The 13,981-nt window shown below is 70.0% G+C and carries 12 protein-coding genes and 1 pseudogene; 7 read left to right on the forward strand and 6 right to left on the reverse strand.

The window, feature by feature from the left end; all coding sequences use genetic code 11:
* The 5 genes from VEL82_00005 to hisS form a co-directional block, all read left to right on the forward strand.
* On the forward strand, positions 1-1,515 hold a 1,515-nt coding region (locus VEL82_00005; protein ID HXW66263.1), incomplete at its 5' end, for a 2-oxoacid:acceptor oxidoreductase subunit alpha.
* A 2-nt stretch (positions 1,516-1,517) separates the two neighbouring features.
* The gene (locus VEL82_00010; protein ID HXW66264.1) at positions 1,518-2,384 is read left to right on the forward strand and encodes a thiamine pyrophosphate-dependent enzyme; all 867 of its coding nucleotides are present in this window, start codon (positions 1,518-1,520) and stop codon (positions 2,382-2,384) included.
* 50 nt (positions 2,385-2,434) lie between these two features.
* Positions 2,435-3,739, forward strand: a complete 1,305-nt coding sequence (locus VEL82_00015) for a tRNA(Ile)(2)-agmatinylcytidine synthase (GenBank protein HXW66265.1) — start codon at positions 2,435-2,437, stop codon at positions 3,737-3,739.
* 130 nt (positions 3,740-3,869) lie between these two features.
* Complete coding sequence (locus VEL82_00020; GenBank protein HXW66266.1) at positions 3,870-4,991, forward strand: hypothetical protein; 1,122 nt, start codon at positions 3,870-3,872, stop codon at positions 4,989-4,991.
* A gap of 30 nt (positions 4,992-5,021) precedes the next feature.
* Positions 5,022-6,323 carry a histidine--tRNA ligase gene (hisS, locus tag VEL82_00025; GenBank protein HXW66267.1) on the forward strand — a complete coding sequence of 434 codons (1,302 nt, stop codon included), beginning with the start codon at positions 5,022-5,024 and terminating at the stop codon, positions 6,321-6,323.
* A 40-nt stretch (positions 6,324-6,363) separates the two neighbouring features.
* Here the strand turns inward: hisS and VEL82_00030 are convergent.
* The 5 genes and pseudogenes from VEL82_00030 to VEL82_00050 form a co-directional block, all read right to left on the reverse strand.
* Positions 6,364-7,065 (reverse strand): annotated as a pseudogene (locus VEL82_00030) (C15orf41 family protein).
* A 100-nt stretch (positions 7,066-7,165) separates the two neighbouring features.
* Positions 7,166-7,975 (reverse strand): NAD+ synthase, encoded by an 810-nt coding sequence (locus VEL82_00035; GenBank protein ID HXW66268.1) that lies wholly within the window; start codon positions 7,973-7,975, stop codon positions 7,166-7,168.
* Positions 7,972-8,994, reverse strand: coding sequence for an archaeosine biosynthesis radical SAM protein RaSEA (locus tag VEL82_00040; protein HXW66269.1), 1,023 nt, complete (start codon positions 8,992-8,994; stop codon positions 7,972-7,974). Before VEL82_00040 ends, VEL82_00035 begins: the two co-directional genes overlap by 4 nt.
* Positions 8,991-9,692, reverse strand: a complete 702-nt coding sequence (locus tag VEL82_00045) for a DUF120 domain-containing protein (GenBank protein HXW66270.1) — start codon at positions 9,690-9,692, stop codon at positions 8,991-8,993. Before VEL82_00045 ends, VEL82_00040 begins: the two co-directional genes overlap by 4 nt.
* A 4-nt stretch (positions 9,693-9,696) precedes the next feature.
* A complete protein-coding gene (locus VEL82_00050; GenBank protein HXW66271.1) occupies positions 9,697-9,939 on the reverse strand; it encodes an LSM domain-containing protein in 243 nt (80 codons plus the stop codon).
* An 83-nt stretch (positions 9,940-10,022) separates the two neighbouring features.
* Between VEL82_00050 and VEL82_00055 the strand changes: the two genes are divergently transcribed.
* Complete coding sequence (locus tag VEL82_00055; GenBank protein ID HXW66272.1) at positions 10,023-11,153, forward strand: citrate/2-methylcitrate synthase; 1,131 nt, start codon at positions 10,023-10,025, stop codon at positions 11,151-11,153.
* Between the two features lie 15 nt (positions 11,154-11,168).
* On the opposite strand, the gene dnaK is transcribed toward VEL82_00055, so the two are convergent.
* Positions 11,169-13,076 (reverse strand): molecular chaperone DnaK, encoded by a 1,908-nt coding sequence (gene dnaK, locus VEL82_00060; GenBank protein ID HXW66273.1) that lies wholly within the window; start codon positions 13,074-13,076, stop codon positions 11,169-11,171.
* Positions 13,077-13,229: 153 nt separating this feature from the next.
* Here dnaK and VEL82_00065 point away from each other — a divergent pair, with 153 nt between their 5' ends.
* Positions 13,230-13,961, forward strand: coding sequence for an HAD family hydrolase (locus VEL82_00065; protein ID HXW66274.1), 732 nt, complete (start codon positions 13,230-13,232; stop codon positions 13,959-13,961).
* Positions 13,962-13,981: the final 20 nt, after the last annotated feature.

Genomic DNA, 13,981 nt, shown 5'->3' on the forward strand with positions numbered 1-13,981 from the left:
GTGCTGGTCGCGTTCGACAACGAAGCGGTCGAGATGGGAAAGGCCGAGATGGCCGCCCACGGCTTCGTGATCTACGATTCCACGGCGTTCCACATCGATCTCCCGAACTCCGCCGGGTTCCCGTTCGCGACGCTCGTCGGCGGACCGCTCGGCCAGCCGATTTTCAAGAACACCGCCGCGTACGGCGCCCTCTCGGTCCTGCTCGGATTCGACGTCGCCCGGACGCGCGAGGTCATCGAGGAGCGCTTCAAGCGTCGTGGGGCCGAAGCGCTGGAGAAGAATCTGAAGGCCCTCGAGATCGGCCGCAAGGCCGCGATCGAGGCGACTGGTGTCACCGGCCGCTTCTCGGTCATCGAGGGCGACGCGCACGACCTCATCCTCACGACCGGCAACCAGGCCGTCGCGCTCGGGTTCGTGGTCGGCGGTGGACGCTTCTTCGCCGGCTACCCGATCACGCCCGCCACCGAGGTGATGGAATACCTGCAGCGGTACCTTCCCGCGTTCGGCGGCGTCGTACGTCAGGCCGAGGACGAGCTCGCCGCGGTGAACATGATCATCGGCGCGGCGTACGCGGGCGCCCGGGTGATGACCTCGACGAGCGGGCCGGGCCTCTCCCTCATGACCGAGGGGATCGGGCAGGCCGGCACCGCCGAGATCCCGATCGTTGTCGCGGACTGCCAGCGGGTCGGCCCCAGCACGGGGCAACCGACGCGGCACGAGCAGTCGGACCTCTCGCACCTCGCGAACTTGGGCCACGGCGAGTATCCCCGGTTCATCATCGCCCCGGCATCCCCGGAGGACTGCTTTGCGCTCACCGTGGACGCGCTCAACCTGGCCGACAAGTGGCGGCTGCCCGTCATCCTGCTCCTCGACCAGGCGCTCTGTCAGAACACCACCACGTGTGGGCGATTCGACCTCGCTCCGCTGCGCGTCGACCGCGGCAAGCGCCTCACGGCGGAGGAGGTCGCGACGCTCGCGGAGTACAAGGTGTACAAGTTCACGGACGACGGCGCGAGCCCGTACGCGGCGCCGGGAACTCCGGGCCTATGGGCGGAAGTGACCGGCAACGAGCACGACGAGTGGGGGCACGTCTCGGTGAACCCCACGAACCGCAACCGCATGATGAAGAAGCGGATGGGCAAGATGGTCCAGGCGCGGGACGACCTTCCGTCGGCTCGGCTCTTCGGCGACGCGGACGCGAAGATCGGCTTCATCGGCTACGGGAGCACGTCCGGCCCGATCCGGGAGACCCAGTCGATCCTCGCGGCGCGGGGAGTGAAGACCCGGTACTTCCAAGCGCGGACGGTCTACCCCGTCCCGGTCCACGAGCTCGACCCGTTCCTATCGTCGGTGGACGTCGCCTACATCGTCGAACACAACTACACCGGCCAGTTCGCCCGCCTCGTACGGGAGTTCCTCCCGTGGCATCACGCGAAGCTCCGGTCGATCCTGAAGTACGACGGCTTCTCCTTCCGGACCCCGCAGATCATCGCCGAGGTCAAGGAGGCGCACTAGCGATGGTCCAGTCCGCGAAGCCCGTCCCGCCAATCTGGTGCCCCGGGTGCGGCGACTTCAGCCTCCTCGCGGCGGTGAAAAAGGCGGCCGCGAATCTCAAGATCCCGGCGCACGACCTGGTGCTGGTCGGCGGGATCGGCTGCTCGGGCTCCATCCATAACTTCCTGGAGGTCAACGGCATCCACGCGCTCCACGGACGCCTGCTCGCTCAGGCGGTCGGCGTGAAGCTCGCGAACCCGCGACTGACCGTCGTGGCGGCGGGCGGGGACGGAGACGGCTACGCGATCGGGATGGGCCACTTCATGCACGCGTTCAAAAAGAACGTCTCGCTCCTCTACATCGTCATGAACAACGAGACGTACGGCCTCACCAAGGGCCAGCCGTCCCCGACCAGCCAGATCGGGTTCGAAGGGAACGTCGAGGCGCCGTTCGACGCGGTACTGAGCGCGCTCTCGATCCCCGCTCCGAACTTCATCGCCCGCACGTTCTCGGGCGACCCCAAGACGATGACGAGCGTGCTCGAAGAGGCGATACGGTTCAACCACGAGAACCGAGGCTTCGCCTTCGTCGAGGACCTCTCGCCGTGCGTGACCTACAACGACACGTACAAGCTCTGGCGCGAGAAGGTGGTCGATGTCTCGAAGATCGCGGGGTACGACCCCAGCGACCGCAAGACGATGTTCCGACTCTACCTCGAGACGACCGAGGCCGGGAAGATCCCGATCGGCGTCATGCACCGGCCGAAGGAGGTCGTGAAGGCCGGTCTTGAGGCGAAGCTCTTGGGGGACCAGAAGGGACCCGCGCGCGGGGAGATCGGCCTCGAGCCCAACCTCGCGGCCTATCAGAAGCTCCTCGCCGGCGTCGCGTAGTTCGCCCGAGCCGTTCATCCGCCGACGCGCTTCTCCCCACCGACCGGGCGATGTGGGTCGGGATCGACGACACCGACAGTCCGAAGGGCGGTTGCACCACCTGGGCGCTGACCGAGCTCCTCGACGAGGCGCGGGCCACCGGCGTCGACCTCATCGGCGAGCCCCGCCTCGTGCGCCTGAATCCGAACATCCCGTGGAAGACCCGGGGCAACGCGGCTCTCGCCGCTCGTTTCGGGCTCGGCCGCGGGCGACGTCGCCGCCTCGGCGAGCTGGGCGGCGCGCCGGTCTGGTCGTTCGAGCGGAGTGATCCCCTGCGTCGGACGGTCGCGGAGGAGTGGGTGGAGCGGGCGTGGAAACGCGTCCTCCTCGCCTCCCGGCAGGGAGAACCGGGAACGGACCCGGCGCTGGTCGCCGTGACCCGACCATTGCCGGCCTCCCTCTACTGGAACGCCGTTCGGGAGGTCGTGGACGTCGCGCCGGTCCGCGAGTTGCTCGACCGGCTCGGGGCGACCGTTCGGACCGATGGGGCGGACCGCGGGCTGATCGGCGCGGCCGCCGCCGTGGCGTGGCCCGGTGCTCACCCGACCTGGGAGATGATCGCCTATCGTACCTCGGACCGGATCGGCCAGGTCCGAGCGGTGAACGCGGCGAGCGTCCGAGCCGCGGAGCGGCGTTTTCCGGGTCTCTTCTTGTGCCGAGATCCCCGCACGCGGCGATTGCTGGTCACTCCGCACACGAACTGCCCGATCCTGTTCGGCCTTCGGGGGGTACGGCCGTCCGACCCGCTGGGGGCCCGGCGTCTTGTCCGGTCGGAACCGGTCGACCGATGGCTCCTGTTCCGGACCAACCAGGCCAGCGGCGACCACCTCGCGCCGCGGAGCGCCGCCGCGATTCCGGAGTTTACGTCCGCGACCCTCACGGGTACGGTGGCGGCACCGCCGGAGACGATCGAGGGAGGCCATGTCCGGTTCGGATTGGTCGACGAGGTCGGCGCGCCGCTCACGTGTCTCGCCTTCGAGCCGACGAAGACCCTACCCGCCGTGGTGCGGTCGCTCCGGGAGGGAGACCGGCTCCGGGTGTGGGGCAGCCGGACCCGGGGCGACGCGTTCCACCTCGAAGGCATCGAGCTCCAGCGGCTTGTGGCGCGGGCCTCTCGACCCCGGGCGCCCGAATGTCCCGGCTGCCGCCGGAGGACCCGATCCCTCGGGCGGCTTCGGGGGTATCGTTGCGTGGAGTGCCGCCGGAAGCTTCCGCCGGAAGCGGCGACCGTCGCGATGCGAACTCCGGACTATCCTCCCGGAGTGTACCATCCGACCCCGTCGGCACGACGCCATTTGGCCCCGCGCGGACCGTAACCGGGGTCCGGGGGCGCTTCCGAGAGCTTTTGAACCGTCGCTCGGTATTTACATTGGGCGACCCGCGGACCCGCCCCCGGCCGCGTTCTCGGATGGGCGGGACGTGCGTTCGCCCGGAAAGGCGAGGACGATGGCGACCTGTCCCGCGTGCGGCGTCGAGACCGGCGAGGGGGGCGACTGCCCCCGTTGCCACCTCGCCTCGGCGCTCTTCCCCGCGGTCGTCGAGGCGGCCGGGTCCGCGGGAGAAAGTGACCCCACGTACCTCCGGACGATCGGCGAGCTGCTCTCGACGGTCGCGCTCGAACGGCCGGCGACGCCCGTCGCCGAGCCGGCACGCGGGCTCCTGAGCCCTCCCTCGGGCTCCGCACCGATCGGCGAGCTGCCCGCTCCGACCGGCGCGATGCGGTCCCCGCCCCCGATCGAGGCGATGATCGACCTTCCCGCGGCGCCGGCTGACACCGACCAGCTCCCCGAGCTCAAACGACGCATCGACGAGTACTTCCGGCTCGGGCGTCGGCTGGCCCTCGATTTCACGGATTTCCAGTCGCGCGCCGCGTCCGCGGCGCTCGTGCAGGACCTCGACTCGCTCGAGATCCTCGCGCGGGAGATGTTCGTGCACCTCTCGAGCGCGATCGCCGAGGAGTACGAGTCCCTGCTCGCGCGTCGCAACGAGATCGCCCAGCTCGTGCCGACGCCGGGCGCGGACGTGGGTCTCACCTCCGTCCGACGCGCGATCGGCGTGGGCGACCTCCCCGGCGCCCAGCGACGACTCGCGCTCGTCCGGGACGAACTCTCGAAGCTCCAGGAGCAGTGGGAGGTCGGCCGCGTGCTCGTCGCGGAGGGGGAGCTCATGGCCGCGACGATCATCGACCTGGGCGGCGACCCGAGTCCGGCGACCGGGCCGCTCGAGGAGGGCCGCAAGCTCTTCGCGGACGGTCGTCGCCCGGACGCCGAGCGCGTCCTCGCGCGGGGGGCCGTCGCCCTCTGGACGGTCCTCGAACCGCTCCTGATGGGCGACCTGAAACGCCTGCGGGACAAGATGGTGGAGCAGCGGTCGGCCGGGCTCGATATCGAGCCGGCCGTCCAGGAGCTTCGGTCGATCTCGGTCGAGCTGCGGAAGCGGAACTTCGTCGGCACGATCGTCGCGTACCGACGGATGAAGTTCGCCGTCGACCACCAGGGGGCGCCGGGCGGGGAACCGGCCGGTCCCACCGAGATGGCGGACGTCCTGCGCGGCGCTCCACCGGCATAAGGTAAAGAGCGGCGCCCTCGTTCGAACGACGTGCCCCCTTCGGTGCTCCGGGGTTTCCGCGATTACCTGCCGCCGGACGCGGGCGCTCGCTCCGAGATCCGCCGACGGATGCGCGCGGTCGCTCGCCGCGCCGGCTACGTGGAGCTCGAGACCCCCTGCGTTGAGAGCTTCGAGCTCTACCAGCGGAAGAGCGGCGAGGGGATCGCCGCCGAGGCGTGGATGTTCTCGGACAAGGGAGGACGCCCCGTCGCCCTGGTCCCCGAGACGACGCCGTCGCTCGCGCGGGTGTTCGCCGAGCGGGCGAAGGCCGAGCCGCTCCCCGCAAAGTGGTTCACGGTCTCGAAGTGCTGGCGGTACGAGGAGCCGCAAGCCGGCCGGACGCGCGAGTTCCTCCAGTTCAACCTGGACGTGATCGGCGTCCCGGGCGTCGAGGCCGAGGTCGACCTCCTCGCGACCGCGTCGCTCCTGATGGACGAGGTGGGGGCGGAGGGGTTGTACGCGTTCCGCATCAGCGACCGCGACGTCGCCGCCGGGATCGGTCGGCTGGTCGGCGCGACCGAGTCCGCCCGATTCTTTCGTGCGGTCGACCGGTACCGGAAGATCCCGACGTCCGAGTTCGAGGCGGAGCTCACCGCGGCGGGCGTCAGCCCCGAGGGCGCGCGGGACCTCGCTTCGCTCTTCGAGAGCGCCGGGAGCGGCGTTCCGCCCGACCGGGTCAACGCGTTCCTGGACGGCGTCGTCGCGCGCGGGCTCGACGCCGCCGGCCGCGCCGGTGTGGACCGGTTGAAAACCCTCTTCGCGCTGCTCGTGCGCGCCGGGATCGGCGACCGGGTCGTCTTCGACCCGACGGTGGTCCGCGGCCTCGCCTACTACACGGCGACCGTGTTCGAAGCGTACGCGCGCCGCGACGGGGGGCGTTCGGTGTTCGGCGGAGGTCGGTACGACCACCTGATGGAGCTGTTCGAGGGGCCGCCGACGCCCGCGGCCGGGCTCGCGATCGGCGACCAGACCCTGGAGCTGCTCCTTCGGAACGGCGACCGCTGGCCGGACGGGGAGCCTCCCCTCGACACCTACGTGGTCGTCGTCGACCCGGAGCATGTTCCGGACGCGCTCGAGCTCGTCCAGGACATCCGACGCGCCGGCCACAGCGCGGACTTCGACCTCGTCGGACGGTCGATGTCGCGCCAGCTCAAGGAGGCGGCGCGGCGGAGGGCCCGCCGGGCGCTGATCCTGGGGCTGAAGGAGGCGAAGCCGGGTGCGATCGTCGAGCGGAATCTCGAGAGTGGTGCGCAGCGGGTGGTGTCGCGGCCGGAGGCGGTACGATCGGAGTGATCCCCTCGAACGTCGTTCCGTCCCAGAGCAGGATCCCGTCCGGGGACGTCGCGCCGTCGACGTAGCCGTACCAGTAGACGACCGCCCCTTCCCCGAAGAGCTCGGTGTAGGGCCCCAACTGACGCTTCAGGTTCTTTCGAAGCTCGACGTCGTCCCCGAAATTCGCCTTCGACTCGATCCAGCGGATCTTCTGCCCGTAGAAGATGATCGGTGCGTCGAGGAGCGCGTCCGGGGTCTTCGTGTACTTGCCGCGAAGGTCCTTCTCCGTGCGGAAGCCGATCCCGTGCTTGTCGAGCCATCGCTGGAGCCGCTCCTCGCCCTTGCGCCCCCGCTCGCGCTGGAGCTCCATGCCGCGGGGCGAGTAGATCATGTCCGCGGCGAGCAGCGCCTCGACCTCGCGCCGGATCCGCGGGTCCGGTGCGCTCGCGGGGTTCAGGAACGTCCCCCACACCTTCTTCCGGGGGATCCCCAACTCCCCCAGCATCTGCTGGCCCAGGAGCACCGGCGGGAACTTCCACTCGCGCGCGATGTCGAGCATCGTCCGCCCCCGCTTCCACTGGGCGGCCAGGTGCGGGATCTGGCGCTTCACGACGTAGAACCGGCGGGTCGCGTCGCGCGTGACGCGGTGCGTGTGGATGACGAAGAGGAGTTCCTCGTCGAAATGTTCCGCGTGGGCGATGCGGTGCACGTCCTCGTAGGTGACGAGGGAGTCGAGCAGTCGTTGGTACGTCGCACGGTCCATGGAGCGGGTCTACGGGGTACGGCGCCGGCCGAGCGTTCGGCACGGATAAGGTTGTGGCGCGGGGGCTCCGTCGCCCGGCGCTCCCGCCGGCGCCGGACCCTCACTCCCGCCAGTCGATCCCCACCGTGCGGAAGCCGACCTTCGCGATCGGCGGCGGCCGCCGCTTGTGGCGCGTCTGCGCGACCCGCCGCGTGACCTCCCGGACCCGGTCGAGCGCGATCCCCGTCGCGGTCGCGATCTCCTCCTCGGAGCGGAGCCGTTCGAGGCCGTAGAGGATCCGGTCGATCTCCGCGTACGACATCCCGAGCTCCCCTTCGTCGGTCTGCCCCTCCCACAGACCGGCGGTCGGGGCCCGTTCGCGAACCGCGACCGGGAGGTCGAGGCGGGCCGCGGCTTCCCACACCTCGGTCTTGTAAAGGTCCCCGATCGGGAGCAGGTCGACGCCACCGTCGCCGTACTTCGTGAAGTAGCCGAGGAGAATTTCCGACTTGTTCCCGGTCCCCGCGAGGAGCCGCCGCCGCTCGCGGGCGAGCGTGTGCAGGACCGTCATCCGTACGCGCGCCGTGACGTTCCCGACGGTGACCCGGTCGTCCACCTGCGGGAGGAGCGCATGGAAGGCCCGCACCACCGGGTCGATCGCGATCGTGAGGCATTCGATGCCGAGGTCCCGGGCGTACGCCTCGGTCTCGGTCCGCAGCTCCGGTGGAAAACGCGCGTCCGGCAGGAGGACGCCGAGCACGTGCTCCGCGCCGATGGCGTCCCGAGCGAGGCGGGCGGTGAGCGCGCTGTCCACGCCTCCGGAGAGGCCGACCACGAGCCCGTTCGACGAGTCGGAGAGCGCGTGCGCCCGGAGGAATTGGGCGATCGCCGGTAGGGCGTGGTCAGGCAGCTTCGGGACCCCGTGCGTCACGCTTCCACTCCGAGCCCTTGCAGCGCACGCCCCGTCTGCCACTCCGAGCGACATCCGCAATCGAGCGCGTCCAGCCCCGCAAAGTCCTGGGAAAGGGAGGCTCTCTCGATTTCGGCGAGGACCCGTGCGTCGCAGGTGCCGCAGTTGTGCGGCCCGCGCGCGAGCCCACCGGCGGTAGGGAAGGAGACGAGACGAGACGACCCGCGTTCTTCCGAGCCTCGCCGGAGCACCTCGGCGACGCTCCAGAGCCACGGCGGGCGGTAGCGGCCCCGGTGGTACAGCCACTCGACGACGGTGCCGTTCTGGATGTGGACCGGGTTGACCGAGAGCGCGTCGAAGTGGGGGGCCGCTTCGCGGACCGACCGGACCACGTCCTCGATCGACTCCTCCTCGGTCAGGTACGGGGGCTTCAGGAGGAGGTAGGCTTTGGCGCGCAGCCCCAGCGAACGGACTCGATCCCCGGCGGCGAGGTACTCCGACGGCGGCGCGTTCTTGTGGACGTATCGGGCCAGCACCACGGGGTCGGTCGTCTCGAGCCCGAGCGCGACCTCGAGCTCGCCGTCGAACGACGACGCGAGCGGCCGGAGCACCTCGGGCGTGGCGAACTCGGGGAGCGTTTCGAAAAGCAGGCGGCGGGCCCTCCCGGAGAACCGTTCCACGAGCCGCCGGCGACTCTCAGGGTCGACCTCGCGGTCGTCGAGGAAGCTCCCCGACGTGTACACCTTGACGTACGGCTCACCCGCGTACCGCTGGAGGGCCCGCTCGGTCTGCTCCGCGAGTTCGTCGAGCGTCGCCGACCGCCCGAGCGTGTCCTTCGCGTAGCCGCACATCGAGCACCCCTTCTCGTCGGCCCAGTAGCAGCCGCGGGTCCGGAGAATGAGCACGAACGCCCGGACCTGCTCGGCACCGATCGCTTCGTCCTCGACCCACTGGTTGACGTACCGGCGGGCGGACTCCCCCCCCGCGGGGCCCGGTCGACGGTCGTGCGCGACGGCGCGGGCGACCGAGCTCGGGCTCACGGCTCCTCGACCTCGATCTCGACCCGGTCGTCGTCCTTCACGGCGAGCGCCTCTCGGAGGCAATCGCGGGCGACGAACTCGACCACGTCCTTGTAGTGGGTCCGGTCCGGATGGATGAAGTGGCACGGATGGCCGTTCATCCGCGCCGGAAAGCACGTGGCGCCGCCGAACGTCCGGCCCGATGCCTGAAAGCCGTCGATGCGCAGGCCCGTCCAGTGTGCGACGAGCTCCGCCTTCCGAAGGGCGGCGCCTCCGACCCGCACGTTGAGAGTTCCCGGATACGGCGCGTACCCCAGGCGTTCGGTGAACTGGACGACGTATCCGGGCTGGCTCAGGTAGTAGCGCCCCTCGCCGAGACCCGAAGCGACGGCGCCGGTGAACGTCACCCGGTTCGGACCTTCGAAGATGCGATGGTAGCTCTGATACTCGCCGCGCAGGAGGCCCATCGCGTCCGGTGTCAGGAGGAGGCGCTGCCGTCGCTGGGCGAGCGAGCGGGTGAGGAGGCCGCGTTTCTCGAGGGCGAGGAGGTAGCGGTCCGCCGCCTGCTGGCTCACGCCGATCCGCTGCCCGAGTTCGCGCGACGTGAGGACGACCGGTGTCTGGTCGGCGCCGGCGAGGGCGAGGGTCTTCAGGACCGCCAGCGTCTCGCCCTTCGGTCGAGGCCGCGCGCGTCCTGCGGAGGTCGTCGAGCGAGGCACGGGCTCACGCCGATTTCGCCGCGGCGCCCTGGGGAGCGTGGAGGGTGACGACGTTCGAGCCGCGGAGGACGACCCGGCCCAAGTGGCGGGTCACCTCGGCGGTCGACTCCTCGGTGTCGTCGAGGACGAGGTTCATGTGTTCGTCGAGCCCCAGGAGCTTGCCCGACAGCTCGCGGGCGTCCTTCAAGACGAGCGTGACGCGCTGCTGGAGGACCCGCTCCAGAAGCGGAACCGGGCCGTCGACCATCGGTGCATCCACCGAACGCGGGAGATAGCCTTTGCCCGGCGGCGAGCGTCGAGGATAAGCGTCCGACCCGGTGTAAGGCGTCGATGGCAAGCGCCCCCCACGTCTCGAAGGGTCTCGACGACGTGGTGATCGGCCGCTCCTCGATCAGCTGGGTCGGGGGGGAAACTGGCGACCTCGTCTATCGGGGCTTTGACGTGCGGGATATCGTCCCGGGCGTCCCCTACGAATCGGTCGTCCACCTGCTCCTCTACGGCGCCCCCCCGTCCGCTGACCCCTCTCCCGAAGTTCGGCGCGAGCTCGCCCAGCGGCGCAGCGTCCCGCCGGCGATCGAACGCGTGGTCGACGCGATCCCGGTCGGGCTGCCGCCGTTGGACGCCTTCCGCACGATCCTCTCCGCGCTCGGCGACGGGTCGTACGGCTACCCGCCGACCCGCGAGCAGGGATTCGACCTGATCGCGCGCGCTCCCGTGCTCCTCGCCCGGTACGTGCGTCGCTCGCGGGGTCTCGCTCCGGTACCGCCCCGGCCGGACCTCGACCACGCGGCGAACTACCTGTGGATGCTGTTCGGGACCGAGCCCGACGCCCGGAGGGTCGCCGCCCTGCAGGGCTACCTCGACCTGCTCGCCGACCACGGGATGAACGCGTCCACGTTCACGCTGCGGATCACGATCTCGACCCAGTCGGACCTCATGAGTGCGGCGACCGGTGCTCTCGGGACGCTCAAGGGCCCGGTCCACGGCGGTGCGCCGAGCCGGGTCTCCTCGATGCTGGACGCGATTCGGACCCCCGACCGCGCGGACGCGTGGATCGCCCAGGAACTGGCGGCGGGCCGGGTGCTCTACGGGTTCGGCCACCGCGCGTACAAGACGGACGACCCGCGCGGCCTCGTCCTCCACCGGATCGCGCGGGACATCGCGGACCCGCATCGGCTCCAGCTCGCCGAGGCGGTGGAGCGCTCGGCGCTCGCCGCGCTGCGCGCCGCGAAACCGAACGCCCGGCTCTTCACGAACGTCGAGTACTACAGCGCGGTCGTGCTGGAGGGGATCGGGCTCCCGCCCGAACTGTTCACTCCCACATTCGCGGTGGCGCGCACGGCCGGCTGGACCGCGCACGCGCTCGAGCAGGCGTCGGACAACCGACTGATGCGACCCGACGTCGAGTACGTCGGTCCACCGAAAGGGTCGAAGTGGCCTCGGCCCCTGCCGGGCCACTGACCGGCCGCTTCGCGACTACGGCTCGCCGGTCTCGTCCGAAGCGTCCTTGTCGACGACCTTGAAGTCGGCGTCGACCGGTCCGGACGACCCCGGGGACTCCGGGGGCGCGTCGGCAGCTCCCGCCCCTTCCTCGGGCGGCGGGCTCGTCGCCCCCGCGGAGCCCGCGCCGCCCGACTGGTAGAGCTTCTGGGCGATCCCGTGGAGGACCTTGGTCAGCGACTCGGTCTGGCTCTTCAGGTCGGAGACCGTGGCGTCCTTCCGTCCGATCGTTTCGCGGAGCGCGGCGACCTGGCTGCGCACCGACTCCGCGTCCGCTGCGTCGATCTTGTCCTTCGAGTCGGTCAGGACCCGCTCGGCCTCGTAGGCGAGCGACTCGGCCTGGTTCTTCGCGTGGACGAGGTCCGCTCGCGCCTTGTCGGCCTCGGCGAACTGCTCGGCCTGGTGGACCATCTTCTCGACGTCCTCCTTCGAGAGCTTGGTGGACGCGGTGATCGTGATCCCCTGCTTGCGTCCGGAGGCCAAGTCCTTCGCCGAGACGTTGAGCAGCCCGTTCGCGTCGATGTCGAAGCTGACCTCGACCTGCGGGATCCCCCGCGGCGCGGGCGGAATGCCCGTGAGCAGGAAGCTCCCGAGCGCGACGTTGTCCTCCGCGAGGGGTCGCTCGCCCTGGAAGACCTTGATCTCGACCGTCGACTGGTTGTCGGCCGCGGTCGTGAACGTCTGGCTCTTGTGGGTCGGGATCGTCGTGTTCCGCTCGATGAGCCGGGTGAACACCCCGCCCATCGTCTCGAGCCCGAGCGAGAGCGGCGTCACGTCGAGCAGGAGCACGTCCTTGACCTCGCCGGCGAGGACGCCGCCCTGGATCGCCGCGCCCATCGCGACGCACTCCATCGGGTCGACGCCGCGTTCGATCGGCCGTCCGACCGCGCCCTCGAGGAACTTCTGAACGAGCGGCATCCGCGTCGGACCGCCGACCAGGACGATCCGCCCGATCTCGTCCTTCTTGATCTTCGCGTCCGCGATCGCCTGTTCGACGGGCTTGCGGCACCGGTCGACGATCGGCCGGACCAGCTCCTCCAGCTTCGCGCGGCTGAGCGTGAGCGCGAGGTGCTTCGGGCCCTCGTTCGTCGCCGTCAGGAACGGCAGGTTGATCTGGGTCTCGAGCGTCGAGGAGAGCTCGATCTTCGCCTTCTCGGCGGCATCGCGCACGCGCTGCATCGCCATCTTGTCCTTGCGGATGTCGACGCCGGACTCCTTCTGGAACTCGCCCGCGATCCACTCGGTGGTCGCGACGTCCATGTCGGTTCCACCGAGCTGCGTGTCCCCGCTCGTGGAGAGGACCTCGAAGACGCCGTCGCCGAAGTCCATGATCGTCACATCGAGCGTGCCGCCGCCCAGGTCGAACACGAGGATCTTCTGGTTCTTCCCGGCCTTGTCGAGCCCATAGGCGAGCGAGGCCGCGGTCGGCTCGTTGATGATGCGGACGACGTCGAGGCCGGCGATCGCGCCGGCGTCCTTCGTCGCCTGACGCTGGTTGTCGTTGAAGTAGGCCGGCACGGTGATGACGGCCTTCTCGACCTTCTCGCCGAGGAACGCCTCCGCGTCGCGCTTGATCTTCTGGAGGAGGAACGCCGAGAGCTGCTGCGGCGTGTACTCCTTGCCGTGGAGCTTGTACTTGTAATCGGTTCCCATCTTCCGCTTGAACGCGGTGACGGTCCCTTCGGGATTGGAGATCGCCTGGCGTCGCGCCGGCTCCCCGACGATCAACTGACCGTCCTTGGTGAACGCGACGTACGACGGAAACGCCTTCCCTCCGCCCGTCGTGGTGCCTTCGGCACTGGGGATGATCGCGGGTCGGCCGCCTTCCAGCATCGCGGCGGCCGAGTTGCTCGTTCCGAGGTCGATTCCGATGATCTTCGACATGTGGGTCACTGCGGAGCCCCTCGCCGCACGGCGGCGGGAGCCCTCCTGATGGCCGAATTAGTAAGACAACACTCGTATAAAAAGGCGGTGTAACTCGCCGGTCCGCCCACCCTCGGAGGGCGAACTTTTCCCCGCCGGCCGGTCGATTCCGGTGTGGCGCCCGAAGGCCCCCGCCTTCTTCTCATCGACCTCGACGATACCGTCTTCGACCATTCGCTCACCTGCCGAGCCGTCCTCGCCGAACTCCGCCGCTCCCATCGGTTCCTTCGGGCCCGGTCGCTCGACGAGGTGACCACGGAGTACGCGCGTCTACTCTGGGACACGCACGCGGACGTCGCGCTCGGGCACCGGGACGTGGAGGACGCCCGGGCCGAGCGGTTCCTGCGCCTCGCGGCGTGGTGCGGAGAGGAGATCGACGGGGAGACCGCCGCGGCGATCTCCCGAAAGTACCGGGCCCGCTACCTCGAGCTTCGACGTCCGGTGGACGGTGCCCCCGACTTTCTCCGATCCCTCCGCGGCTCGATGCGGATCTCCGTCGTGACGAACAACACGCTCTCGGAACAGACCGACAAGCTCGCGTTCCTGGGGCTTCGAAACGTCGTCGACGACCTCGTGACCTCGGAAGAGGTCGGCGCGCAGAAGCCGGATCCCGCGATCTTCCGAGCTGCTCTCCGTCGGGTCGGGGCGACAACGGCGGAGGCGGTCATGATCGGGGACAGCTGGACGAGCGACATCGAGGGGGCTCGGGACGCTGGCGTGCGGGCGATATGGTTCAACCGGTTCGGTCTCCCTCAGCCGTCCCGAGCGACCGTGCCCGAGTTCGCGTCGTTCCGGTCAACGGCGAAGATCCGGCGGCTCCTCCGGGGGAGCCCGTTGGCCGACTGACCCTCGCGGGGGTCGCTCGG

Source organism: Thermoplasmata archaeon (assembly GCA_035622275.1).
Lineage (GTDB): Archaea > Thermoplasmatota > Thermoplasmata > Lutacidiplasmatales > UBA184 > Lutacidiplasma.